The organism is Amycolatopsis sp. MJM2582, assembly GCF_000754115.1.
Classification (GTDB): Bacteria; Actinomycetota; Actinomycetes; order Mycobacteriales; family Pseudonocardiaceae; genus Amycolatopsis; species Amycolatopsis japonica.
The window spans coordinates 1,219,392-1,243,286 of sequence record NZ_JPLW01000001.1; the positions used below are offsets into that span (position 1 = coordinate 1,219,392).

The window sequence follows — 23,895 nt, forward strand, 5'->3', positions numbered from 1 at the left end:
CCCGCACGCCCGCCGCGACACCTGGAAGCTCGTCGAGGCCGTGCGCGACACCGGCGTCACCGTCCTGCTCGTCACGCATTTCATGGACGAGGCCGAACGCCTTTGCGACCGCCTCGCGATCTTCGACGCCGGACGCGTGGTCGCCACTGGCACCCCGGACGAACTCCGTGACCGCGCCGGTAAATCCACTTTGGACGAAGCCTTCGTGACCTTGACCGGCCGCGACTGAGCAAGGAGACGACCAATGAACACACTCGCCAAGATCACCCTCACCGAAACGAAACTCGCTCTCCGCACGCCCGGTTTCGTCATCGGCGGGCTCGTCCTGCCGACGGCCATCACGGCCATCCTCGGTGCCATTCCCGCCATTCGCGCGGACAGCGGAACAGCGACGGGCATGCGCTTCCTCGACACCTGGGTGCCGTCGATGGTGGTGCTCACCATCGCCATGATGGGCCTGCAAGCGATCCCCGGGATCATCGCGACTTACCGCGAACAGGGCATCCTCCGCCGCTTCGCCACCACTCCGGTGCACCCGGCACAGCTGCTGGTGGCGCAGCTGATCATCAACGTCACCGTGACCATCGGCGGGGTCGGCATCCTCCTCCTGACGGCGGGCGTCGTCTTCGACGTCCCCACGCCGCGTCACCCGCTCGGCTTCCTGCTGACGTTCGTCCTCGGCACGACCGCGATCTTCGGGCTCGGCCTGATCGCCGCCTCGGTCGCCAAGACCAGCCGCGCCGCGAGCGGGATCGCGTTGATCGCCTACCTCCCGATCATGTTCCTCGGCGGCGTCTACCTGCCGCGTCCCCTGCTCCCGGAGGCCATCCGCGACATCGGCGCGTACATCCCGCCGGGTGTCAAAGCCCTCGAAGACGCGTGGACCGGCGGTGGCGCGCAACCGCTGCAACTCGCCGTACTGGCGGCTTTCGCGGTGGGCAGTTGTGTCGTGGCGGCGAAGCTCTTTCGCTGGGAGTGACGACGGCTTCCGCCAAAGTGGTGATGATGATCGTTTTCTCTTGTGGCTCGGGCCGCGGGTGGGTAGTCAGGTAGATGGCCCACTTTCACCGTGTCTCTCTCGGAGGTTCGATGTCTCTGGATGTATCGCCCGCGCTGCTGGAGAAGGCCGAGCGCGGGGAGGTCTCCGACGCCGAATTCGTCGCCTGTGTCCGGGAGTCCCTGCCCTACGCCTGGACCGTGATCACCGGTGTCATCGCGGAGGCCGAGGGCGCGGCCGACGGGTTCGCCGACAACGAGACGCCGCCGCCGAGCGAGGCCGAACGCGGTCAGCTGCTGCGGGCGCTGGCCTCGGACGCCATCCGCGGCGGTCTGGAACGACACTTCGGCGTGAAGCTGGCGTTCCAGAACTGCCACCGCGTCGCCGTGTTCAAGAAGTCCCAAGTGGACAGTGACCGCTACCGCGCGTTCGTCTCCGTCCGCGGCCAGCTGCTGAACCAGAGCCCGGAACTGCGCGACTGCTAGCCGCGACGCAGCGCGGGTAGCACTTCTTCCCCGATCCGCGCGATGTTCTCGAGTGTTCCCTCCGGCGTACCGGACGCTTCCACCATCATGATCACGTGGGAGACCCCGGTACGCCGGATGCTCGTCCCCAGCCTGTCGACGCAGTACTCCACGCCGCCGATCGGGTGCATCTCGCACAGCCGGTCGGTATAGGCCACCGGATCCTTGTCCAGGCCCCGTTTGCCGTCGAGGTACACGTGCCCGGCGAAGCCCTCTTTCAGGGAACCCGGCAACGCGGACCGCACGACGTCCAGCGCGTCGTCGCCGACCTGGCACATCACCGTCGACACGTGCTCGGCGGCGGAATCCCCGTACGCGGCAAGGGTTTCGATTTTGCCGTCGTCGTCGGTGTGCAGCCCGAGCAGCATCGGCAGCCCACGATCGGCGGCGAGCCGCACCGCCCGCGAGCCGGCGTCCCCGCAGGCCACGACCAGACGTGGGTCGCGTTCCGGCCGCGGCACCATCGGCACCTCGCGGAACTTGAAGTGCTCGCCGTCGGCCGAGACCGTCTTCGACGTCATCGCCGCGAGCATCAGGTCGAGGCTCTCCTCGAACCCCGTTTCGTAGCGGGAAGCACCGGTGCCGAACACCTCGAGGTCCTGCCACGGCCCGCCGCGGCCGACGCCGATCCGCAGCCGTCCGCCGGAAACGGCGTCGAGCAGCGACCACTGTTCGGCGAGCGCCACCGGATGCGCGACGGACAGCACGCTCACCGCGGTGCCGACGGCGATCCGCTCGGTGCGGCCGAGCACGTGCGCGGCGAGGGTGATCGCGGACGGGCAGACGCCGTACGGCATGAAGTGGTGCTCGGCGAACCACACGTCGTCGAACCCGGCCCGCTCCGCGGCGATGGCGGCGTCGACCGACCGGCGCAGCACCTCGGCGTCCTCCTGGCCGGGAAACCGGCCGGAGACGAGAAAGACTCCGAATCGCACGCCTACTGAACCGAAACCTCGTTGAACCACAGGCGCGGTTCCAGCCACGGGAAGACGACGAACATCAGCAGCGCCACGATCCCGAGCGCCAGCACGACCGCCGTCGCCAGTTTCACCGCGAAGGGGCCCGGCAGCCTGCGCCAGATCCAGCCGTACATCAGCGCGCCTCCGAGATCTTGGGCAGGAGTTCGGCGTAGGAGCCGACCTGGTTCTTCGGCACCTGCTGGGCCAGCACCGCGTGGATGATGAGCCGTTCCTTCGCCGAGAACTGCGGGTGACACGTCGTCAGCGTGAGCAGCGAGACCTGATCGGCCTTCGGCAGGATCTCCGGATCCTTGTACGGCACCGGGTTCACCGTGTCGCCCTTGGTCGGGAACACGATACGGCGGCCGTTGGTCTCGCCGTAGGGCCCGCCGTCGGCGGCGTTCGGGTTGCGCAGCGTCCCGACGTTCTTGCACTTCGGCTGCGCGCCCTTGCCCTCCGCCCAGCCTTCGACCTCGTCCTTGTACGGCAGCACCTTGTAGATGTAGAAGTCGGTCTGCGTCTCGATGATGATCTGGTCGCAGGAGCTGAGGTTGTCCAGGTCGTTGAACGGCGCGCCCTTGCCGACGCGGTGCCCGGCGACGGCGAAGTTGCCCGGTTCGCCCGGCAGCGCGGTGCCCTTGTAGTGGCCGGGGCCGACTTCGAGCGCGGCCTCAGTGGTGCCTTCCTGGATGGTGAAGTTGAAGTCGGCGCCGAACACCGGGATGTGGATCCTGGCGAACGCCTTCCCGTCGACCAGTTCCGGATGCAGCTGCCGGTCCTTGCCCCACTCGCCGTCCAGCTCGGAACTGGCCTCGGACTGTTTGCCCGCGGAGAACAGGTCGGTCACGTAGACCTCGTAGACCATGAACAACAGCACCACCAGGCCGGCGGTGATGAGGAGCTCGCCAACGGTCCGGATGGCGACGCCGCCCTTGCCCAGCTCGCGCGGCGGCGGACGTTCCTCGGTCGCGGTGCCACCGCCGACCGGTTCGAAGACGACGGTCTCTTCGGTCGACCCCGGCGGCGGCATGGGACGACGGCGCGGCGGTGGCGCCTCGCTCCGGCGGCGCGGCGGAGGACCTTCGTACGCCCTGCCGTCCTGAGGCCTCCTTCGAGGCGCCTCTCCGGGCGCACGACGCGGCGGGATTGCGTCCTCCGGCCTACGCCGGGGGGCCGGACGGCCTCCGCCGGGTGGTCGTTCGGAGTACCGCCGACGGTCCCCGCCCGGCTCTTCCCGCTCAGCCACGCAAAGCTCCTCAGTCTCGAACCAAACCGCTGCCGAACCGTCTGTGACACCATTGTCACAGTGCGGGAAATCGACCGGTCCCGGACGGTGCCCAGCGGCGCTCGTTTACGTTAACGTGTGCACGTGGCGCTGGTTGCGCACCCGAAAGCGGGTCATCGCCACCAGGGAAGCCGAACAGTACGCGAGGAACACGATGCCGAAGTCCAAGGTCCGCAAGAAGACGGCGTACACCCCGCCGACCGATCGCCGCACGCCGGTGAAGGTCAAGGCCGCGGGCCCGTCGAACCTGTTCTACAAGATCGTGATGTTCGGCCTCATGCTGGTCGGCCTGTTGTGGCTGGTCGTCAACTACATCGCGGGCGACAAGATCCCCTTCATGGCGGATCTGGGCAACACGAACTTCGCCATCGGTTTCGTGCTGATGATCGCCGGTCTGCTCATGACGATGCGGTGGCGGTGAGCATTACCCCGGATGGCGGCTTGACGCCGAATTACACCGGTGTGACTCATCCCCAGTGTGGATAACCCCTGTGGATAACTACCCCACCTCGTGGGCGCCGCAGCGGAACGTTGTGATAGTGGCCTGGGTGCTCACCCTGTTGCTGCTGGCAGGCGTGCTGTGGCTGGCCATCGGCGGCGACGTCGGCGGCACCGTCCTGACCGGGGTCGCGATGCTGTCCGTTGGGGCGCTCGCGCTGCACGGCACCCTGCTCCGTCCCCGGCTGGCGGCAGGCCCCGGCGGACTCCTGGCCAGGACCGTGGGCGGTGCGCACCGCTACTCCTGGACCGAAGCCCGGCTCCGGCTTCGCACCACGCGACGGCTCGGCCGGGACAGCCTGACCCTGGAGGTCGAATCCGGCGACCACCTGCTGGTGTTCGGCCGGATCGACCTCGGTGAGGACCCCCGCGACGTGCTGGACGTCCTCACCGCCCTCAAGGGTCAGGCGTTGTCGTAGTAGTGGACGTCGCCGTTCGGGCCGTGTGACCAGCCCGGAACGGCCGGGCCGACCGCGGGCGGCGCGTATTCCCCGAAGATCTCGTACGGCGAGGCCGGCGAGCAGATCGGGTTGATCTTGACGACGCAGTTCCGCAAGGACCCGCTGAACTTCGCTTTGACGTGCCGGGGCCGCTGGTCTTCCACCACCGCCGGACCCGCCGTGATCTCCCAGCCGGTGGCCGCGCCCGGCCCCGTCGTGCCGACGGTCTGCGTGGCCGCCGAAGACGTCACGCCGGGATCGCCGAAGCAGATTTTCAACGCCGAATCGACGTAGGCGACACGGAGCGTGATAGTGCTGCCCGAGCCGAGGAAATAGCGTTTGGTGTAGGTCTGGCAGGTCTCGGCGGCTTGCCCGGCCTGCGCGACCGCGGGTGCCGATACCGAAGCCAGCACGGCGACGGCGGAGAGAGCTGCTGCTTTTCGGATCTTCATCTCAACCCCCAAGTTGACGATGCACATGATCAACTCGAAGGTACCCAGCCCGGCTGCGTCTCGATCGGGTTTTCGGGTGACCCACTTGGGGGAAGTACGGCTACTCCGGGTAGCAGGCGTAGGAGGGCACACCCCGGCTGGTGGTGAGCTCACACGTCGCCGAAATCGTCTGCGCGTCCTTCCAGACGACGAGCCCGATCATCGCCACGACGACGATCGCGATCCCGCCGAGCTGCCATTTCAGCCGGTTCTTGTCCGGCGCGTACAGCAGCGCGAAGGTGGCCAGGAGGCCCGCGACGAACCCGCCGGCGTGCCCGAGGATCGAGATGCCGGGCACCTGGAAGGTGATGAAGACGTTCAGGCCCAGGATCACCAGCAGCCACGTCGGGTTGAGCCGCAGCTTGATGACGATGACCGTGTACGCGCCGATGAGCCCGAAGATGGCGCCGGACGCGCCGACCACGGGGACGGCGTCCAGGTCGCTGAAGACCAGGTTCGCGGCCGAGCCGCCGAGCAGGGAGACGAAGTAGAGCACCGTGAACGGGACGCGGCCGAGCGCGGTCTCCAGCGGGCGCCCCACGAACCACAGAGAGAACGCGTTGCTCGCGATGTGCAGCAGGCCGTACTGGAGGAAGCCCGAAGTGAGGATCCGCCACCATTCGTCGCCGGCCAGCGTCGCGGGATTCCACAGCTGGCCGTACTGGAACAGCTCGGAGAAGTTGTTGTTCGCGATGCTGCCGGACTGGACGACCGTGATGAGGAAGACGATGACGTTCAGCGCCAGGAGGACCGGCGTCACGACGGCCGTCCGGGCGGGCTGGGCGCCCGCGAGGGTGCGCGAGCCGTAGCCGGCGTCGCGATACTGCTTCTGCTGGGCGCGATCCTGCTGCCGACCGGCCTGGACGCAGTCCGTGCACTGGAAGCCCACGGCGGCTTCGCGCAGGCAATCCGGGCAGGCCGGACGCTCGCAGCGTGCACAGCTCAGCCCGGTCGGCCGGTTCGGGTGCCACCAGCAGCCGGGCATGGCGGCCTGCTGGTACTGGGGATTCGGTGGTTGGCTCACGATGCCACCAACCTACCGAAATCCCCGGTAACCGGCTCCGCGATCAGCGGCTGATGCTGACCTTCTCGATGACGATGTCCTGCAGCGGACGGTCGGCCGGACCGGTCGCCGTGCGGCCGATCGCGTCGACGACGTCGCGGGAAGCCTGGTCCGCGACCTCGCCGAAGATGGTGTGCTTGAAGTTCAGGTGCGTCGTCGGCGCGACGGTGATGAAGAACTGCGAGCCGTTGGTGCCCGGTCCGGCGTTGGCCATGGCCAGCAGGTACGGCTTGGAGAACTGGAGCTCCGGGTGGAACTCGTCGCCGAACTTGTAGCCGGGGCCGCCGCGGCCGGTGCCGGTCGGGTCGCCGCCCTGCAGCATGAAGCCGTCGATGACGCGGTGGAAGATCGACCCGTCGTAGAACGGGCCCGAGTTCGTTCCCTGCGCGTTGGGCTGGGTGTACTCCTTGCTGCCCTCGGCGAGCCCGACGAAGTTCGCGACCGTCTTCGGCGCGTGGTCGGGGAACAGGTTCAGGTTGATGTCACCCTGGTTGGTGTGCAGAGTGGCCTTCAGCGCGCCACCAATGAGGGATCCCTTGCTTTCAGTCACGAGCTTCATCGTGCCATCTGCGGCAAGATCTGGGGAAAAGGGGCACGATAGGTTACAAGCAACGAAGCAGAATCAAAACGATTGATGAGGTGAAGGCCATGACCCGGGCCGCAGATTCGGTGAGCGAGTCGGCGAAGGCCGGCGCGCTCGGCCTGCGCAAACGTGCTGTCGAGGCGGGTAAGGAAGCCACCGCCCACGCCGTCGAGGTAGCCGAGCAGAAGCTCTCCGAGAGCGCCGGTGAGATCGCTAAGACCAGCCGTCGCGCGCGCAAGAAGCTCGCGAAGAAGACGGAACTGACCCGCAAGGAGCTCAAGCGGAGCTCGAAGGCGGCTCGTAAGGAGGCGCTGGCCAGGCTTTCCGAGATGCGGAAGCCGGGCCGCAAGGCACGCAAGGCCGCCATCCAGGCCGCGAAGTCCGCCGGTGAGTCCAAGCGCCGGGGCAAGAAGGACTTCAAGGCGGCGAAGAAGGACTTCAAGGCCGCGCTCGTCGAGGCGAAGTCCGCCGCCAAGGGGACGCGCAAGCGTCGTCGCTGGCCGTGGGTGATCGGTATCGCCGTCGTCGGCGCCGGTGCCGCGTACGCCCTGCGTTCCAAGCAGGAGCCGCCGGTCGCGCCCGCGCCGCCGAAGGCTCCGCCCGCTCCTCCCGCCAAGCCCGCCGCTCCGGCCGCGGCCGCTCCGAAACCGGCACAGCCGGCGAAGCCCGCCGCTCCGGCGAAGCCCGCCGCTCCGGCGAAGCCCGCCGCCTCCGGTCCGGCTCCGGCCAAGCCCGCGGCTCCGAAGAACGGGCACCAGGCTTCGAACGCGGGCTCCGCCGACAAGAAGAACTGACGCCTCACCCTTTTCTGCTTGTCGCGAAGGGCCGCCCAGGACCGCTTCTCCGGTCCCGGGCGGCCCTTTCACGTCTTGGTGACGGGGACGGTGCGGGTGAGCGTGTGTCCCCGGCGCATCCGGCCGTCGGGGGTGAACTCGCCGAAGAAGTACACCTCGATCGTGAGGTCCCTCTTGCGGTTCGTCACGTACAAGGTGCTCCGGGCGGCGATCCGGTCCCCGCCCGCCACCGCTTCGTGCACCTCCCATCGCGCGGTGGGCCGGTTCTTGCGGACCGGGCGGGCGTGCGCGATGAGGTTGTCCCGGTCCATCCGGTGGCCGTCGGCGATCTGCACGATGTCGGGCGTGTGATAGCGGTCGACGATCACTCCCGCGTCCTCGTCGCTGTTCACCAGGTCGTCGTGGAAGGACAGGTGGAAATCCGCGATGAACTTCCTCGGGTCCGTGCCGTGGAAAGGCGCCATGGTCGCTCCCAGCCTCGCGAAACATCTCTTACAGGCTGTAAGATATCCACGACCGATCAAATCTGACAAGGTGTAAGAGATGCCTCGACCCTCGGCACGGAACCAGCGCTCCGATGCCCAGCGCAGCAGGGCTTCGATCCTGGACGCGGCACTCCGGACCCTCGGCGCCGATCCCGACGCCGGCGTCGAAGCCATCGCCACCACCGCGGGCGTGACCCGTCAGACGGTCTACGCCCATTTCCCTTCACGAGGGGAACTGCTGGCCGCGGTACTCGACCGCATCACCGAGGAGGCCGTCGCCGCGATGGACGCCGCGGACCTCGACGACGGCCCGGCCGCCGAGGCGCTGGTGCGGCTGATCGAAGCCGGCCGGCGCACGTCCGGGCGGTACCCGGCCTTGCTCCGGAAGATCACTTCCCTGCCCGCGAGCCCGGACGACGACCAGCGGCGTCACTCGCCGGTCGCCGAGCGGCTCGAACGCGTCATCCGGCGGGGCAAGGAGACGGGTGAGTTCGACGATCGACTGCCGACGGGCTGGCTGGTGGCGGTCACGGTGAAACTCGGCCACGCCTCCGGCGAGGAGGTCGACTCCGGCCGGATGTCCGCCGACGAGGCCGCGGACGCGCTGCACACGAGTCTGCTGCGGGTGCTCGGCGCGACACCGTGAACATGACGAAGGGGCGCCCTCCGCTCTCAACGGAAACGTTGAAAGCGAACGGCGCCCCTTGGCGCGTTTACGTCAAGCGCGATCAGGCAGACGCAGCGTGCTTGTCGATCAGCTGGCCGAGGCGGGGAAGGGCCTCCTCGACGTTCTTCTTGCCGTTCGGGCGCAGCTTCGAGTACACCTTCTTGATGCTGTCGCGGCTGCTCTTCTCGGCGCGCGCGTCGGTGACCGACAAGAGCGCGTCCGAGGCCTCGTCGCTGCGGCCGACCAGGTAGGCACCGAAGTCGTTGCCGCCCTTGGCCTTGTAGTCACCGTAGAACGGCTCGAGCGCACCGGTGAAGTCGTCGAGCAGGGTGTCGACGGCGGCGGGGATGATGCCCGGCTTGATCTTCTTGACGGCGGCGAAGCCGGTCTTCACGACGGCACCCGAAACGCCGCCCTTGTCCGAGACCTCGGCGTCGACGAGGCCTTCGAAGTCGCTCACGACCGCCGGGCGACGGCTGGAGTCGAGCAAGATTTCCTTGAGGGTGTCAGCCACGAAACCTGTCCTTTTGTCTTATGGGGAGAAATGATCTTTTGTGCCGCCGAGCCACACCGCAAGGCGGCCTCCGCCGGATCTGGCGCCCGCGCTGGTCCCGCGAAACCTCGCGCGTGCGGCACAGGGTAGTACAAGATCAACTTCACTCTGACGTGTGGATACCACTACCTAGAGCTTCAGCTCGCCGATAGCCTCCTTCGCCACCGTACGTGCCTTGATGCTCTGCTTCTGGTTGGTGGTCACGACTACCGCGTTCCCACCTTTCGCGACGGCGTAAACGGCGCCTTCGCCGGAGGGCTGGTAGCCACCCTTCCAGCCCGCCGGTTCATCGGCGGGATTGGAGGTGTCGATGGGCGCCGCCTGATCCACCAGCGCCTTCGCCACGGCGGGTTCCCCGACGTACACGCGCACGGTGAGCTGCAGTTTCCCGCTGAGCGCGTAGAAGAAACACGTCGGATGCGGCTGGTCGGCCGAGGTCTTGACCTTGGAGACCTTCTGCCCGTTGGCGTCCGAGACGAACTCGTTGCCGAGGTACGGGCACGGGCCCTTGCCGGTGGGTTCCGGGGCGGGCGGGATGCTGGGCGCCGGGGTGTTCGACGGCGCGGGCGAACTCGCCGCGGGCGGCGGCTGTTCCGTCGGCCCGCAGGCCGCCAGCAGCGGCACGACGAGCGGCAAGATCAGAAGACGTCGCATAGTGGCGTCCAGTGAAGCAGATCGCCGTTCGTGCGACGATGGCCGTGCGCGAGGAGTCTTCGGGAGGCGTCAGTGCTCAGCAAGGAGCAGTACCTGGGTGCGGTGGCAGAGCGCATCCAGCGCAGCGGGGGCAGGCTGAACACGGTCCAGATCGGCCCGAGCGCCGCCGTCGTCGGCCTGTTCACCGAGTCCGTGATGATGTCAACGATGAACTACTGCGTGGTCGCCGCGGCGATCCCGGAGGTGACGGCGCCCGCGTTGTACGACTTCACCGGGCTGGCGACGCAGCACGCGCGCGCGAACGTGATGGGCACGGTCGGCTGGACGGCCGCTTCGGTGGTCATCGCCGGGCTGATCGGCGACCGCGTGTACCCGGACGCCGCGCAGGCCGCGTCGGCGAAATCCGGCAACCAGTTCGGCGGCGAGACGCGCATGGTGGCCGTCGACGTTTCGGCGGCGCAGATGTACGCGTTCGTCGGCGGGAAGCTGTGGGGCGCGGCGGTACAGGGTTCGGTCAACGCGAAGCTGACGTTCTGTTTCCCGCAGCCCGCCGAGGTCTATCAGCAGGTGCAGTGGGCGCAGTCGCAGGGCCAGCAGCCGCCGATGCCGCCAGGACCGCCCATGCCTCCACCAGGACAGCAGCCGCCGCCCGGCTGGCAGCCGCAGCAGCCGCCACCGCCGCAGTACCCGGTCGGACCGCCGCCCGCGCAGGGTCCGCCGCCGGGTCAGCATCCGCCGCACTATCCGCCGCCCGCGCCCGGTTATCCGCCGCAGCGCCCGCCGGGGTACTGATGGATCGCACGTTGCGCGGCTGGCCTTCGTTCCCCGAAGAACTCCCGGAGTTCGACACCGACGCCACACCCGCGAACCCGCGCGAGCTTTTCCTGGAATGGCTCAACGAGGCCGGGGAACACGTCTTGGCGCCACACGCCGTCACTCTGTCCACAGTGGACGCCGATGGAGTGCCGGACGCACGCGTCGTGATCCTCAAGGACGTCGACGGCGACACCTGGGCGGTCGCGACGAGCTCCGAAAGCCCGAAAGGTGTTCAGCTGGCGAAGAATCCGTTCGCCGCGCTGACTTTCTTCTGGCCGGGACGAGGCAGGCAGGTACGCCTGCGCGGCCCGGTCGCCGTCGCCGATCCCGAGGTGTCCGCGGCGGATTTCACCGCCCGGCCGCCGGCGTCCCGGGTGGAGGCGTTCATCGGCAGGCAGTCCCAGGTGCTCGACGATCCGGCCGATCTCGACCGCGCGGCCGCGGAAGCGGAGCGGTGGGTCGAGGAGAATCCCGGCGTGGCACCGGAAACCTGGACCCGCTATCTGGTGACGCCGTCCGAAGTGGAGTTCTGGCAGGCGAGCCACGACCGGCGGCATCGGCGGCTCCGCTACCGGCGCGCGGACGGGACCTGGCACAAAGAACGTCTCTGGCCGTAAACGGTAACTGGGAACGACGATCGTCGGGTTGTCGTGGACGATTCACTTCGGCGACGGTGAACCCCACCTTGTCCCCAGATCGTTCGGAGGCGAAATGTCCACACGCCGTCGCATCGGGGGCGCCTTGGCCGCCACAGGGCTCGCCCTGCTGGCCGTCACGACGCCCGTCGCGAGCGCCCAGACCGGCGACCCGGCGAGAGGGCTGTATTCGGTGGAAGGCGCGTCCACCCCCGACAAACGCACCGAGGTCGCCCGCACCGGCGTCGACGTCGCGGGCTCGCGCGGCGGCGCGCTGACCGTCGTCGCCACGCCGGGACAGGCCGCGGCCCTGCGCGCGAACGGCTTCGGCCTGAAGTCGCTCGGCGACTTCGACAGCATGCTGAAACAACGCAGTGGCCGGGCGGGCACCGCGGCCGTCGCGGGCGACTTCCCACCGGGCGACGAGGCTTACCACACCTACGCCGAAACGACCGCGGAGCTGCAGAAGGCCGCGAAGGACCACAGCGACATCGCGACGCTGTCGAGTGTCGGCAAGTCCTACGAAGGCCGTGAGCTGAACCTGCTGAAGATCAGCGACAACGCGGGCACGGACGAGAACGAGCCCGAGGTCCTGTTCACCTGCAACCAGCACGCGCGCGAGCACCTCACCACCGAGATGTGCCTGCGGATCGTGCAGCGGTTCACCAACGGGTACGCGAGCGACCCGGCCATCAAGAAGATGGTCGACGAGCACGAGATCTACGTGATCCCGAACGTCAACCCGGACGGCTCCGAGTACGACATCACCGGCGGCGAGTACCAGGGCTGGCGCAAGACGCGGAAGCCCGTGCCGGGCAGCAGCGCGGTCGGCACCGACCCGAACCGCAACTGGGACTACAAGTGGAACTGCTGCGGCGGGTCGAGCAACAGCCCGTCCGCCGAGGACTACCACGGTCCGTCGGCGTTCTCCGAGTCCGAGACCAAGGCGGTCGCGGCGTTCATCGACTCCCGCGTGGTCGGTGGCGCGCAGCAGATCAAGACGCACATCGACTTCCACACCTTCTCGGAACTGGTGCTCTGGCCTTACGGCTACACGAAGGCCGAGACCGACACGGGCCTGAACGAGGAGGAAGCGAAGCGCTTCGCCGACGTCGGCAAGCAGATGGCCGGCACCAACGGTTACACGCCCGAGCAGTCCAGCGATCTGTACGTCACCGACGGCGACATCAACGACTGGGCGTGGGGCAAGCACAAGATCCTCAGCTACACCTTCGAGATGTACCCGAAGGACGGCGGGATCGACGGCTTCTACCCGCCCGCTTCGGTGATCCCGGAGCAGACCGCCCGCAACGACAAGGCCGTCGACATCATCGTCAACGAGGCGAAGGCCTGAGATCGGCCACTCGCGACGCCCGGCTCTTCGGCGAATCCAAGCTGAAGCTCCGGGCGTCGCCGAGTTGGTCACGGACGAATTCCTCGGTCCTCGCGATCGTCTCGCGCAACGCGGTGTCCTCTTCTCCGAAGAACCTGTAGACGATCTTCCCGGCTTCGGTGTCGAACTCCCACAAGCCGGCGATGCGGCCCCTGTCGACGATCACGTGACTCGGTGGATCCGCTTGTCCGCCCAGCGTCTCCCCCGGCCGTCCGCCGGGCACCGGGCGTTCGACGTCGGCGTCGGCGAGCAGCCGCGACATCTCGCGGTGCAGAAGGTGGATGCCGTCGATCCCCGCGAGCAACGCGTACGACGGCTCCGCCGGCACGGTGAACGCGGCGAACTCGTCCGCGAGTTCCTTGGGCATCACCAGATCGGTACCGTCGAGCGGTACGAGTTCCAGCTGTTCCACGATCTTCTTCGCGCTCGACGCGGTGAAACCGGAGAACCAGCGGAAATGCTTGAGCGACGCCGGGGCCGCCCACGAGAAGTACCGCCGGGCGAGTTCGGTCCGCGCGGTGTCCATATCGGACAGTCCACCACGCGGGGACGGCGTCCACCGGACATAGCCGTAGCGCTGCTGATCCAGCCGGCCGTTGACCGGAACGCGGCGGATTTCGCCGCGCGCCTGGAGCAGACCGAGCGCGAGCGGCAACGTCGTGGTGGTGCCGCGTTTGCGGCCCGCCTCCCCCAGACCACGCACGGCGGACCCGGCGGCGTCCTTGATCGCGGCCGGGCCGAGCGGTTCGTCCGACGCGTCGAGCAGATCGGCGACGGTGACGCACAGCTGCTCGATCTCGGCCTGAGTGACGCCGAGATATTTCTCCGCGGCCACGAGTTCACCCGCCGGTGCCCCGGCCCCGACGGTCAGGCCGAGTTCGAAATCCGCCGACGGCAGGACGTAAGTGCAGCCGCGCGCCGAAGGCAGCTCGTGGATGGCCAGCCGGGCGACGTCCGCGTCCACCCTCTCGCGATCCAGGCGGGCTCTGGCGAACAGCCCGAGATAGGGCGCCGAACCGCCGACCGAACGCATCCAGCCGGTCCGTTCCAGCACCTCGGCCGCCGATGACCCGAGCAGCGATCCGTCGAGACCCTGCCGATGTGCCCACCACGCGCGCAGCTTGTCGGTCGCCATGAGTCCACGGTATGGGCATCCGGTGACACCCCGCAGCCTGGCACGATGGACGGATGCTGGTCGAGCTGGCAATCGGCGACGCGTACGGGGGCTCCTTCGAGCACGCGTACCCGAGCTTCGTCGCGGAGCACAACAACCTGACCGGTTACGTGCCGCATCACGGGCAGCCCGGCGCCCCGGCCGGTCGCTACACCGACGACACGCAGATGACGATCGCGATCGCCGAGGTGCTCGTCTCCGGACTGCGATGGACGCCCCTACTGCTCGCCGAGCAGTTCGTGCGGGCGTATCACCGCGATCCGCACGACGGCTACGCGCCGCGTTTCCATCAGCTGCTCAGCGAAGTCCGCGACGGCGAAGAGCTGCTGCGACGGCTCCGGCCGCAGAGCGACAAGAGCGGTGCCGCCATGCGCGCCGGGCCCATCGGGGTCCTGCCGACCGTCGACGACGTGCTCTACCACGCGAAACTGCAGGCCAGGATCACGCACGACACCCCGGCCGGGATCGCCGCGGCGCAGGCGGCCGCGCTGGCCGTGCACTACTGCCACCATCGGGTGGGGCCGCTTTCCGAAATCGCGAGGTGGATCGAAGGGATCCTCCCCGAGGATGTCGGGCACGGCGGCTGGGCGCGGCCGTGGTCGGGCAAGGTCGGGCCGCAAGGGTGGATGAGCGTGCGCGCGGCGCTGACCGTGTTGACCGGTGGCGGAGGCCTCGCCCGGATGCTGCACTCCGCCGTCGCGCTCACCGGCGACGTCGACACCGTCGCGACGATCGCGCTGGCCGCCGCTTCACGCTCGCCCGAGGTGGCACAGGATCTGCCGCCGGTGCTGTGGCGCGACCTGGAGAACGGCGAGTTCGGCCGCGACCAGCTGGCGAAACTCGACGAGCGGCTGCTGCGCCTTTGACGTCGCCGGTGGAGCTCACCACGAAGGCCGGTACCGCAGGCCTTGCTCGTAATACTGGTCGTCGGATTCCACCGGTTCGGGCTGCTCGTCCTGATCGGGCCCCGCCGGTTCCTCCGACCGGTCCTTGAGCACCACGTTCTCGGTGCTCGCGGGCGGGCGGCGCGAGACCGGGACCGACGGCGCGACGGTTTCCCCCTCCTGTTGGAACGAAGGGGTGAACCCGAGCCGCCAGCGGAGCCTGTCCGTGATGTACCCGGCGTTGCCGATCGGCGCCATCAGTTCCGCGCTGCGTTTCGCGGATCCTTGCTGCGCTTCCTGATAGGTCCGCATGACGGTGTCCGCGATCTCGGCGGGCGACATCCGGGACGCGGCTTCGCCCACTCTGAGCCGCGTCATCACGCCGTCGGTGTTGACCGAAACGGAAACGGCACCGTCCGGTGAGGACGCGTCGACCGAGAGGGCGGCCAACGCCTCGAGCATCGCTTGCCGGTCGGCTGGCGGTTTCTTGGCCGCCGGTTTGTCAGCCACGATCCTCCGTCAGTCGGTCGGCAGCGGGGAAAGTTCCATCGGCGGTTCCTGGAACTTGCCGTCGTTCGAGATGTCGACGTTCTTGTCCCGGACCCGCTTTTCCGTTCCCTTGTCGGTGTTTTCGGTTTCGAAGTTGCCGGGATCGAAGGTCTCGCCGGGGCTGACGTCCGGCGGTTCGGGGATGATCGGCAGGTTGTTGATCTCGACGTTGATCTTCGAGATCAGGGATTCCGACGCGCGGAACATGGCTTCACGGATGTTGACCACACCGTCGTGGAAGCTGTTGTAGATCATTTCGGGGCTGTCCCCGACGATCGCGGCGTTCTCGGAGACCAGGGTCGAGAGCCCGGCACCGGCCGCCGCACCGGCGACCTGCACACCGTTCGCCGTGGTGAAGAACGTCGCCGCGGTGAGTCCCGCCGGTGGCGCGGCCGCCACGAGCAGAGCGGTGACGGCGGCGGCGAAGGTCGCGGCCAACGCCTTCACCAAGGCGGATTCGTTCTGCCGTTCCTTGTCGTCCCGGTACTTTTCCGCGGCGGTCAGGAAGGAGGCGGCGAGCGTGCTCAGGTCGGCCCGTGCGGTCGCGATGGCGTCCCGCGCGGCGACGATGTCGGCTTCCAGCACGGTGAGTTTGGTACCCACGCGGGAATAGGTGTTCACGAGACCCTGGATGTAGCTCTTGGCCGTCTCGGCGCCTTCACCGCGCCACTTGAGAAGCAGGACCAAGGACCGGTCGAGCGGCGCTTTCGTGTCCTGGAAAGCGTTCCAGAGACCTTCGTAGGCCTCGATCATCGGCTGCAGACTGTTCTCGCCGACGAGCTGCGCGTCTGAGAACTCGATGAAGAAGTCGCGGACCTCTTCCTTCAGACCGCCGCTCAAGTCGACGTCGCTACCCAAGAACGGCGGGTAGAGGAGGTCCAAGGCCGTGAAGGCTTTTTCGGCACCCGCGGTGAGATCGTCGGAGATCCCCTCGAGGAGTTTGCTGTTGTCACCGAAGCCGGAGGTGGTTTCCGCGTCCAGTGCGTTGAAGTACCCGTCCACGCCGCTTACCCCTGGTTCCCGTACGCCGCGCGGTTCACTCGCTGCTTGTTGTCCTCGTCCACGGCTTCGTAAAGTTCGGCGACCCTCGCCAGCGCCTGTGAGGCGTCCTCGGTGCTGCGGAGCAGCTTCGCGAGCATCTTCTCGACGGCCTGGCGGTGTTCCTCGTACGCCGCCGAAACCCCGCGCATGCCCAGCGTTTTCCCGAACGCGGTGTCCGGCGCGAAAAAGCCGGGGACCAGAGCTCCCGTGACCGGGTCGGGAGCCGGCACGTCCTGCCCTCGCACACCGGTGTGTGCGGCGCTGACGATGTCCGCGGCATTCTGCAGTTCCTTGCTCGACAACCTGAGATCGTCGAGGTCGGTTTCGAAACTGACCATGTTCACCTCGCTGTCCGGATTCCACCCCCATGTAAGCAGCGTTGACTTGGCTGGGCGTGCGACTTTGTCATCCGCGTACGGTGACGAACGTCACCACTCGGACCCGGCGGTAGAGAACACCCATGCGCGCGTTCTGGTGGAAACGAGAAGGCCACCCGGGGTACGGGTGGCCTTCTCGTTTTCAGGTGTGGAGCTGAGGGGAATCGAACCCCTGACCCCTGCCTTGCAAAGGCAGTGCTCTACCAATTGAGCTACAGCCCCGGGTCGCAGGCGATCATGATAACCGCCTGCGCCGAAATCAGTTGTTGCGGGACGCGTCCGCGGCCTTGGCCGGAGCACTTCCGTTGGTGGAGGCGGATCCCAGCGGACGCTCGGTGGGAGCGGTGGCCTCACGCCAGAGGTCGGCCTCGGCCTTGGCGGCCTTGTTGCGCTTGATCACGAACAGCACGCCGCCCGCGATGACCGCGAGTGCCAACAGCTTCTTCATCAGAAGCCCCCTCTTTCCGCCGAGTTGCTCCGCTTCCCCACCGATGCTACTGCACCACGTTCCACGTGGAACCGTCCCCCACAGCAATGGGCCCGCACCGACAACGGCCACGCGCCCCAACGCTTGGGGGGTCCAGGGGGGCGAAGCCCTCCCTGGCGGGGGTCTGGGGGTTCGACCCCCGAAATGAAAAACACCCGGTCGCATCTGCGCTTTGTGCAGATACAACCGGGCCAACCGGGTGGGCCCACCAGGACTTGAACCTGGGACCTCTTCGTTATCAGCGAAGCGCTCTAACCGCCTGAGCTATGGGCCCGAACGAGGAGAAGATTACAGGACGCCTTTCGGCGCCCTGCAACCGGGTCACTCTCGTTCGGAAAGGGTCACTTCCAGGCCTCCGGCGAGGTCGGCGGAGACGTTGTAGATGAAGGCGCTGACGGTGGCCAGCGCCGAGATCAGCACGATGTTGATGGCGCCGAGGATGGCCGCGATCCCGAAGACGCGGCCGGCGCTGATCAACGGGTCGGCCGGTGCGTCGGCCCCTTCTCCGCCGACGAGCGAGGAGTAGGTCCCGTTGAGTTTGTCCCAGACGCCCATGCCGTCGAGGACGGTGTAGAGGACGCCGACAGCGACGAGCCACACGAAGAACAGCGCGACGCCGAGGACGAGGGACAGTTTCAGCACCGACCAGGGGTCGAAGCGTTTGATCTGCAGGCTGGCGCGACGCGGTCCGCGGCCGGGGCGGCGGAGCGCGGTGGGGGCGGCACGGGTGCGGGAGGCCGACGGGATGGCGGAGGGGGCGGGCTCGCCCTCTCCGCTGTCGCCGAAGAGCCTCTTCGCGGCTGTGCCGCTTACCCCGTGATAGTCGGTCACGGTTGTCGCGTCCCGCTTCGGGTCCGAGTGGGCCACGTCTTCGGTGGCGACCGAAGACACCGAGACCGTCTGCTCGCTGGAGCCTTCGGGTTCCCCGGCGCCGCTGTCGCGCTGCCAAGGCGGGCTCGACGAACCCGCCTGCGCGCCGCCTGCTTCGGGCTTCTCGGATGGTGTCACGAGGTGTCAGTCCTTACCCAGTACGTGGGGCGTCGTCTATTCCTGCTCCGACGCCGGGGTTTCTTCTCCTTCAGTACTACCTGCAGTGGCGACGTCTGAGGGCTCGTCCGCGTTGCGTGCGACCGCGAGAAGAGTGGTTCCTTCGTCGAGATTCATCAGCCGCACTCCCTTCGTCTGCCTGCCCGCCTTGCGCACCTGTCCGGCCGAAGTCCGGATCACCCCGCCGCTGGAGGTGATCGCGTAGAGCTCGTCTTCGGCGTCGACGATGACCGCGCCCACCAGCCTGCCACGTTTCTGGTCGTACTGAATGGTGAGCACACCCTTGCCGCCGCGGCCTTGGACCGGGTAGTCCTCGGTCGGGGTGCGCTTGGCGTAGCCGCCGCCGGTGGCGACGAGGAGGAACTTGTCGGGCTGGACGACGTTGATGCCGAGCAGCTCGTCGCCGTCGTTGAACCGCATGCCGAGCACACCGGACGTCGCGCGGCCCATCGGGCGCAGGGCTTCGTCGGTGGCGTGGAAGCGGATCGACTGCCCTTCCGCGGACACGAGGAGCAGGTCGTCCTCGGCGGCCGCGAGGACCGCACCGACCAGCTCGTCGCCTTCGCGCAGGTTGACGGCGATGAGGCCGCCGGCGCGGTTGGAGTCGAAGTCGGTGAGCTTGGTCTTCTTCACCAGGCCGCGGCGGGTCGCGAGCACGAGGTACGGGGCGACCTCGTAGTTCGGGATCTCGATGACCTGGGCGATCTGCTCGTCGGGCTGGAACGCGAGCAGGTTCGCGACGTGCTGGCCGCGCGCGTTGCGGTTGGCCTCGGGCAGGTCGTACGCCTTCGCCCGGTACACGCGGCCCTTGTTCGTGAAGAACAGGATCCAGTCGTGCGTCGAGCAGACGAAGAAGTGCTGGACGATGTCGTCCTGTTTGAGGGTCGCGCCCTGGACGCCCTTGCCGCCGCGTTTCTGCGAACGGTACAGATCTGTTTTCGTTCGCTTGGCGTAACCCGTGCGGGTGATCGTGACGACCACGTCCTCGACGGCGATGAGGTCTTCGACCGAAACCTCGCCGTCGAACGGGATGATCTTGGTGCGCCGGTCGTCGCCGTACTTGTCGACGATCTCCTGGAGCTCCTCGGCGATGATCGCGCGCTGCCGCTCGGGCTTCTCGAGGATGTCCTTGAGGTCGGCGATCTCGAGTTCGATCTCGGCCAGGGTGTCGATGATCCGCTGCCGCTCCAGTGCCGCGAGGCGGCGGAGCTGCATGTCGAGGATCGCGGTCGCCTGGATCTCGTCGACGTCGAGCAGGCTCATCAGCGCGGGCCGGGCCTCTTCGGCCGAGGGCGAGCGCCGGATGAGGGCGATGACCTCGTCGAGCATGTCCAGCGCCTTGACCAGACCGCGCAGGATGTGGGCGCGTTCCTCGGCCTTGCGCAACCGGAACCGGGTCCGGCGGACGATGACGTCGATCTGGTGCTTCACGTAGTGCCGGATCATCTGGTCCAGGCGCAGCGTGCGGGGCACGCCGTCGACCAGGGCCAGCATGTTGACACCGAAGTTCTGCTGCAGCTGGGTGTGCTTGTACAGGTTGTTCAGCACGACCTTGGCGACCGCGTCACGTTTGATCGTGACGACGATCCGCATCCCGCTGCGGCTGTTGGACTCGTCGGCGATGTCGGAGATGCCGGTGAGCTTGCCGTCGCGGACCAGGTTCGCGATGTTCTCCACCAGGTTGTCCGGGTTGACCTGGTACGGCAGCTCGGACACGACCAGGATCGTGCGGCCCTTGGCGTCTTCCTCGACCTCGACGACCGCGCGCATGCGCACGGAACCGCGGCCGGTGCGGTAGGCGTCCTCGATCCCGGAGTTGCCGAGGATCATCGCCTTGGTCGGGAAGTCCGGACCCTTGATCCGGACCAGCAGCGCGGCGAGCAGCTCGTCGTCGCTGGCCTCGAAGTTCTCCAGCGCCCATTTGACGCCGTCGGCGACCTCGCGCAGGTTGTGCGGCGGGATGTTCGTCGCCATCCCGACCGCGATCCCGGAACCACCGTTGACCAGCAGGTTCGGGAACCGCGACGGCAGGACGTCGGGTTCCTGGGTGCGGCCGTCGTAGTTGTCGGAGAAGTCGACGGTCTCTTCTTCGATGTCCTGCAGCATGTGCATCGCGAGAGGCGCCAGCCGGGACTCGGTGTACCGCATGGCGGCGGCGGGGTCGTTGCCCGACGAACCGAAGTTGCCCTGGCCGTCGATCAGCGGATACCGCAGCGACCACGGCTGGGCGAGCCGCACCAGCGCGTCGTAGATCGCGGAGTCACCGTGCGGGTGGTAGTTGCCCATCACGTCGCCGACGACGCGGGAGCACTTGTTGTACCCGCGGTCGGGGCGGAAGCCGGAGTCGAACATCGAGTACAGCACGCGGCGGTGCACCGGCTTGAGGCCGTCCCGCACGTCCGGCAGCGCCCGCGACACGATGACGCTCATCGCGTAGTCGATGTAGGAGCGCTGCATCTCCTGCTGGATGTCGACCGGTTCGATCCGGTCGTGGTCCGGAGCGGGCGGCAAGGTTTCCGTCATGAGGTCCTTCTCGTGGGAGCAGTCCTAAGGGGACAAAAGAGCGGGGACGTCTAGACGTCCAGGAAACGCACGTCCTTGGCGTTACGCGTGATGAAGGAACGGCGCGCTTCGACGTCCTCGCCCATCAGGACGGAGAACAGGTCGTCGGCCTGCGCGGCGTCGTCCAGGGTGACCTGGCCGAGCAGCCGGTTCGCCGGGTCCATCGTGGTCTCCCACAGCTCTTCGGCGTTCATCTCGCCGAGACCCTTGTAGCGCTGGATCGCGTCGTCCTTCGGCAGCTTCCGGCCGGCCTCGACGCCCGCCTGGATGACGGCGTCGCGTTCCCTGTCGGAGTAGGCGTATTCCGGGTCCTGCCGCGGCCACTTGATCTTGTACAGCGGCGGGCGCGAGAGGAACACGTGCCCGTGCTCGATCAGCGGGGGCATGAACCGGAACAGGAAGGTGAGCAGCAGCGTGGTGATGTGCTGGCCGTCGACGTCGGCGTCGGCCATCAGCACGATCTTGTGATAGCGCAGCTTCTCGATGTCGAACTCTTCGTGGATACCGGTGCCGAGCGCGGTGATCAGCGACTGGACCTCGGTGTTCTTGAGGACGCGGTCGATACGGGCCTTCTCGACGTTGATGATCTTGCCCCGGATCGGCAGGATCGCCTGGTACATCGAGTCGCGGCCTTCCTTGGCCGAACCGCCCGCCGAGTCACCCTCGACGATGTAGAGCTCGCATTCCGACGGGTTGGTCGAGCGGCAGTCCTTGAGCTTGCCGGGCAGCCCGCCGATCTCCAGCGCGCCCTTGCGGCGGACCAGGTCCCGCGCCTTGCGGGCGGCCATCCGCGCCTGCGCCGAGGAGATCGACTTGTTGATGATCGTCTTCGCCTCGGTGGGGTTGCGCTCGAACCAGTCGGCCAGCCATTCGTTCGACGTCTGCTGCACGAACGTCTTGGCCTCGCTGTTGCCCAGCTTGGTCTTGGTCTGGCCCTCGAACTGCGGCTCGGAGAGCTTGATCGAGACGATCGCGGCGAGCCCCTCGCGTACGTCGTCACCGGAGAGGTTGGCGTCCTTCTCCTTGAGCAGCTTCTTCTCGCGCGCGTACGCGTTGACGACGCGGGTGAGCGCGGCGCGGAAGCCCTCTTCGTGCGTACCGCCCTCGTGCGTGTTGATCGTGTTGGCGAAGGTGTACACCGACGGCGTGAAGCCGTTGTTCCACTGCATCGCGACCTCGACCTCGAGGCCGGTTCCCTTGGCCTCGAAGGAGATCACGGAAGCGTGGATCGGGTCCTTGCTGCCGTTGATGTGCTTGACGAAGTCTTCGAGACCGCCCGGGTAGCAGTAGGTCTTCTCCTTGACCCGCGCCGCCTGGCCGGAGGCGTCCGTCTCGGTCTCTTCGTCGGCGACGCGCTCGTCGCGCAGCGAAAGGGTCAGGCCCTTGTTGAGGAAGGCCATCTCCTGGAGACGCCGGGAGATCGTCTCGAAGTTGTACGTCGTGGTCTCGAAGATGTCGCCGTCGGCCCAGAAGGTGATGGTGGTGCCGGTGTCCTCGGCCGGACCGAGGTCTTCCAGCTCGCCGGGGATCTGGTCGGTGTACACCTGGCGCCAGCTGTGCCCGCCGCGTTTGACCTCCGCGATCAGCTTGGTCGAGAGCGCGTTCACCACGGAGACGCCGACGCCGTGCAGACCACCGGAGACGGCGTAGGAATCGCTGTCGAACTTGCCGCCCGCGTGGAGCACGGTGAGCACGACCTCCAGGGTCGGCTTCTGCTCCTTGGGGTGGATGTCGACCGGGATGCCGCGGCCGTCGTCGACGACGCGCACCCCGCCGTCGGCCAGCAAGGTAACCTCGACCTTGGTCGCGTAGCCGGCCATCGCCTCGTCGACGGAGTTGTCGACCACCTCCTGGACGAGGTGGTGGAGGCCGCGTTCACCGGTGGAACCGATGTACATACCGGGACGCTTGCGGACGGCTTCGAGGCCTTCGAGCACCGTGATCGACGACGCGTTGTACTCGCTCTTGTTCTCGGTCACAGGCGTTGATTCTCCTCGTCTCGCCCGAGCGGACGCTCGCTCATCCCCAGTGTACTTGGCCGCGTCCGCAGACATGCGGCAAGGACACCCCTGATTTGCTCACAGGCGCGCTAATTCGTTCGAAGAAGAGTCTTGACGTTCGCGAAGCACTCTGAAGGCGTTCTCGGCGCTTTAATGGGCACTGTCGCGGCGAAGCGCAACTCGGGTCAGCCGTACGTGTCACGCGGACCACGTCCCGGGACGTGCCGCGGCCCTTTCCGCCAGCTGGGCGCCGTCGGCCCTTGGATCCGCATCTTCTTCACCACGCCGTTCCCGACGCCTTTGGCGATCTTCGCCAGCAGCTGCCCCTGAAGCAGGCGAAGCTGCGTCGCCCACGCCGTCGAACTCGCGCGGACGGTCAGCTCGCCGTCCTTCAAGGCCACCGGCTGAGCGTGTTCGGCGACCTCTTCACCCACCAGGCGGGCCCAGTGGCCGAAGACCTGACCGTTCGCCAGCCGCGTGTTCCAGCCGCGGTCGACGGCGATCCGGGAGGCGAGCCTGCCGAGCGGCTGCGGGTCGCGGGCGTCGGCGCCCGGCCCTGACCAGCGACGACGCCGCGGGTTCTGGCCGACCGAAGCGGCTCCCCCACCGGTGATACGGCCACGGCGCACGCCCGGTTCAACTCCGCGGGCCTTCGCTTTGGCCTTCGCGGCGTCCAAAGCCGCCCGAGCTAGATCACGACCCGTAGTCGGTTCTTTGCTTTCAGTATCGGTTGAGCCGTTCGATACCGAGGGGCGATCACTCCGCGTATCGAACAAGGCTCCCTCACTCGGGTCACCACCCGGGTGAGGGGTGTCAAGCCGCTTATCAGGCCCCTTGGTCACGCGGGGCGATAACGCGTTCACGGTGTTATCCACACTGTCCACAGGTTTGTCCCCAGATCGGTGGGCAACTGCTGTGGCGCCGATCACCCGGGGTG

Annotated in this window: 28 protein-coding genes, 2 tRNA genes and 1 pseudogene; 11 read left to right on the forward strand and 20 right to left on the reverse strand. The window is 67.6% G+C overall.

Going from position 1 to position 23,895, the window contains the following annotated elements:
* The 3 genes and pseudogenes from ED92_RS43275 to ED92_RS06035 all read left to right on the forward strand — a co-directional run.
* Window positions 1–229: pseudogene (locus ED92_RS43275) on the forward strand (ABC transporter ATP-binding protein); the annotation flags it as partial.
* 15 nt (window positions 230–244) lie between these two features.
* Window positions 245–979, forward strand: a complete 735-nt coding sequence (locus tag ED92_RS06030; RefSeq protein ID WP_037333936.1) for an ABC transporter permease — start codon at window positions 245–247, stop codon at window positions 977–979.
* A gap of 110 nt (window positions 980–1,089) precedes the next feature.
* On the forward strand, window positions 1,090–1,482 hold the full coding sequence (locus ED92_RS06035; RefSeq protein ID WP_005161845.1) for an SCO5389 family protein: 393 nt from the start codon (window positions 1,090–1,092) through the stop codon (window positions 1,480–1,482).
* On the opposite strand, the gene ED92_RS06040 is transcribed toward ED92_RS06035, so the two are convergent.
* Genes ED92_RS06040 through ED92_RS06045 form a run of 3 tightly spaced genes read right to left on the reverse strand, consistent with a single transcriptional unit; the run spans window position 1,479 to window position 3,510 of the window.
* Window positions 1,479–2,456: an LLM class flavin-dependent oxidoreductase gene (locus ED92_RS06040; protein WP_037333938.1), complete on the reverse strand. Its 978-nt coding sequence runs from the start codon at window positions 2,454–2,456 to the stop codon at window positions 1,479–1,481. The genes ED92_RS06035 and ED92_RS06040 overlap by 4 nt on opposite strands.
* A 2-nt stretch (window positions 2,457–2,458) precedes the next feature.
* Complete coding sequence (locus ED92_RS42975) at window positions 2,459–2,614, reverse strand: hypothetical protein (protein WP_125731397.1); 156 nt, start codon at window positions 2,612–2,614, stop codon at window positions 2,459–2,461.
* Window positions 2,614–3,510, reverse strand: a complete 897-nt coding sequence (locus ED92_RS06045) for a class E sortase (protein WP_037333940.1) — start codon at window positions 3,508–3,510, stop codon at window positions 2,614–2,616. The genes ED92_RS42975 and ED92_RS06045 overlap by 1 nt, the downstream gene beginning before the upstream one ends.
* Before the next feature lie 409 nt (window positions 3,511–3,919).
* On the opposite strand from ED92_RS06045, the gene crgA reads away from it, so the two are divergent.
* Window positions 3,920–4,186: a cell division protein CrgA gene (crgA, locus tag ED92_RS06050; protein WP_037308756.1), complete on the forward strand. Its 267-nt coding sequence runs from the start codon at window positions 3,920–3,922 to the stop codon at window positions 4,184–4,186.
* Window positions 4,187–4,304: 118 nt separating this feature from the next.
* Entirely contained in the window at window positions 4,305–4,682 is a 378-nt protein-coding gene (locus ED92_RS06055) for a PH domain-containing protein (protein WP_051972290.1), read from the forward strand.
* Here the strand turns inward: ED92_RS06055 and ED92_RS06060 are convergent.
* The 3 genes from ED92_RS06060 to ED92_RS06070 form a co-directional block, all read right to left on the reverse strand.
* On the reverse strand, window positions 4,667–5,155 hold the full coding sequence (locus tag ED92_RS06060) for a hypothetical protein (protein ID WP_037336113.1): 489 nt from the start codon (window positions 5,153–5,155) through the stop codon (window positions 4,667–4,669). The genes ED92_RS06055 and ED92_RS06060 overlap by 16 nt on opposite strands.
* A gap of 100 nt (window positions 5,156–5,255) precedes the next feature.
* A complete protein-coding gene (locus tag ED92_RS06065; protein WP_081975705.1) occupies window positions 5,256–6,218 on the reverse strand; it encodes a rhomboid family intramembrane serine protease in 963 nt (320 codons plus the stop codon).
* Window positions 6,219–6,261: 43 nt separating this feature from the next.
* Window positions 6,262–6,816 carry a peptidylprolyl isomerase gene (locus ED92_RS06070; protein WP_037333946.1) on the reverse strand — a complete coding sequence of 185 codons (555 nt, stop codon included), beginning with the start codon at window positions 6,814–6,816 and terminating at the stop codon, window positions 6,262–6,264.
* An 89-nt stretch (window positions 6,817–6,905) separates the two neighbouring features.
* On the opposite strand from ED92_RS06070, the gene ED92_RS06075 reads away from it, so the two are divergent.
* Window positions 6,906–7,634 (forward strand): hypothetical protein, encoded by a 729-nt coding sequence (locus tag ED92_RS06075; protein ID WP_037333948.1) that lies wholly within the window; start codon window positions 6,906–6,908, stop codon window positions 7,632–7,634.
* Window positions 7,635–7,702: 68 nt separating this feature from the next.
* On the opposite strand, the gene ED92_RS06080 is transcribed toward ED92_RS06075, so the two are convergent.
* The gene (locus tag ED92_RS06080) at window positions 7,703–8,098 is read right to left on the reverse strand and encodes a nuclear transport factor 2 family protein (RefSeq protein WP_037333950.1); all 396 of its coding nucleotides are present in this window, start codon (window positions 8,096–8,098) and stop codon (window positions 7,703–7,705) included.
* 79 nt (window positions 8,099–8,177) lie between these two features.
* Between ED92_RS06080 and ED92_RS06085 the strand changes: the two genes are divergently transcribed.
* A complete protein-coding gene (locus ED92_RS06085) occupies window positions 8,178–8,765 on the forward strand; it encodes a TetR/AcrR family transcriptional regulator (protein ID WP_037333952.1) in 588 nt (195 codons plus the stop codon).
* Window positions 8,766–8,847: 82 nt separating this feature from the next.
* Here the strand turns inward: ED92_RS06085 and ED92_RS06090 are convergent, their stop codons facing one another.
* Complete coding sequence (locus ED92_RS06090) at window positions 8,848–9,300, reverse strand: hypothetical protein (protein WP_037333954.1); 453 nt, start codon at window positions 9,298–9,300, stop codon at window positions 8,848–8,850.
* A gap of 168 nt (window positions 9,301–9,468) precedes the next feature.
* Window positions 9,469–9,993 carry a DUF2020 domain-containing protein gene (locus ED92_RS06095; protein WP_037333956.1) on the reverse strand — a complete coding sequence of 175 codons (525 nt, stop codon included), beginning with the start codon at window positions 9,991–9,993 and terminating at the stop codon, window positions 9,469–9,471.
* 72 nt (window positions 9,994–10,065) lie between these two features.
* Between ED92_RS06095 and ED92_RS06100 the strand changes: the two genes are divergently transcribed.
* From ED92_RS06100 to ED92_RS06110, 3 genes are all read left to right on the forward strand, one after another.
* Window positions 10,066–10,785 (forward strand): hypothetical protein, encoded by a 720-nt coding sequence (locus ED92_RS06100; RefSeq protein WP_034321947.1) that lies wholly within the window; start codon window positions 10,066–10,068, stop codon window positions 10,783–10,785.
* Entirely contained in the window at window positions 10,785–11,426 is a 642-nt protein-coding gene (locus ED92_RS06105; RefSeq protein ID WP_037333959.1) for a pyridoxal 5'-phosphate synthase, read from the forward strand. Before ED92_RS06100 ends, ED92_RS06105 begins: the two co-directional genes overlap by 1 nt.
* 94 nt (window positions 11,427–11,520) lie before the next feature.
* Complete coding sequence (locus ED92_RS06110) at window positions 11,521–12,798, forward strand: M14 family metallopeptidase (protein ID WP_081975706.1); 1,278 nt, start codon at window positions 11,521–11,523, stop codon at window positions 12,796–12,798.
* Here ED92_RS06110 and ED92_RS06115 read toward each other — a convergent pair.
* Window positions 12,779–13,972, reverse strand: a complete 1,194-nt coding sequence (locus ED92_RS06115; protein ID WP_037333962.1) for a DNA glycosylase AlkZ-like family protein — start codon at window positions 13,970–13,972, stop codon at window positions 12,779–12,781. The genes ED92_RS06110 and ED92_RS06115 overlap by 20 nt on opposite strands.
* A gap of 53 nt (window positions 13,973–14,025) precedes the next feature.
* Here ED92_RS06115 and ED92_RS06120 point away from each other — a divergent pair, with 53 nt between their 5' ends.
* Entirely contained in the window at window positions 14,026–14,877 is an 852-nt protein-coding gene (locus ED92_RS06120) for an ADP-ribosylglycohydrolase family protein (RefSeq protein ID WP_037333964.1), read from the forward strand.
* A gap of 15 nt (window positions 14,878–14,892) precedes the next feature.
* On the opposite strand, the gene ED92_RS06125 is transcribed toward ED92_RS06120, so the two are convergent.
* The 10 genes from ED92_RS06125 to ED92_RS06170 all read right to left on the reverse strand — a co-directional run bounded on the left by ED92_RS06125 (window position 14,893) and on the right by ED92_RS06170 (window position 23,635).
* Window positions 14,893–15,405 carry a YbaB/EbfC family nucleoid-associated protein gene (locus ED92_RS06125; protein ID WP_037333966.1) on the reverse strand — a complete coding sequence of 171 codons (513 nt, stop codon included), beginning with the start codon at window positions 15,403–15,405 and terminating at the stop codon, window positions 14,893–14,895.
* A 9-nt stretch (window positions 15,406–15,414) separates the two neighbouring features.
* Entirely contained in the window at window positions 15,415–16,446 is a 1,032-nt protein-coding gene (locus tag ED92_RS06130) for a hypothetical protein (protein ID WP_037333968.1), read from the reverse strand.
* A gap of 5 nt (window positions 16,447–16,451) precedes the next feature.
* Entirely contained in the window at window positions 16,452–16,823 is a 372-nt protein-coding gene (locus tag ED92_RS06135; RefSeq protein ID WP_037333970.1) for a hypothetical protein, read from the reverse strand.
* Window positions 16,824–17,011: 188 nt separating this feature from the next.
* Window positions 17,012–17,084, reverse strand: a tRNA-Ala gene (locus tag ED92_RS06140).
* Window positions 17,085–17,121: 37 nt separating this feature from the next.
* The gene (locus tag ED92_RS06145; RefSeq protein ID WP_034321928.1) at window positions 17,122–17,310 is read right to left on the reverse strand and encodes a DLW-39 family protein; all 189 of its coding nucleotides are present in this window, start codon (window positions 17,308–17,310) and stop codon (window positions 17,122–17,124) included.
* Window positions 17,311–17,549: 239 nt separating this feature from the next.
* Window positions 17,550–17,623 (reverse strand) — tRNA-Ile (locus tag ED92_RS06150).
* A gap of 47 nt (window positions 17,624–17,670) precedes the next feature.
* On the reverse strand, window positions 17,671–18,357 hold the full coding sequence (locus ED92_RS06155) for a DUF3566 domain-containing protein (protein WP_037333971.1): 687 nt from the start codon (window positions 18,355–18,357) through the stop codon (window positions 17,671–17,673).
* A 36-nt stretch (window positions 18,358–18,393) separates the two neighbouring features.
* On the reverse strand, window positions 18,394–20,919 hold the full coding sequence (gene gyrA / locus ED92_RS06160; RefSeq protein ID WP_037333972.1) for a DNA gyrase subunit A: 2,526 nt from the start codon (window positions 20,917–20,919) through the stop codon (window positions 18,394–18,396).
* Window positions 20,920–20,969: 50 nt separating this feature from the next.
* On the reverse strand, window positions 20,970–22,937 hold the full coding sequence (gene gyrB / locus ED92_RS06165; protein ID WP_037333973.1) for a DNA topoisomerase (ATP-hydrolyzing) subunit B: 1,968 nt from the start codon (window positions 22,935–22,937) through the stop codon (window positions 20,970–20,972).
* A gap of 206 nt (window positions 22,938–23,143) precedes the next feature.
* Window positions 23,144–23,635 (reverse strand): DciA family protein, encoded by a 492-nt coding sequence (locus ED92_RS06170; RefSeq protein ID WP_037336115.1) that lies wholly within the window; start codon window positions 23,633–23,635, stop codon window positions 23,144–23,146.
* Window positions 23,636–23,895 lie beyond the last annotated feature (260 nt).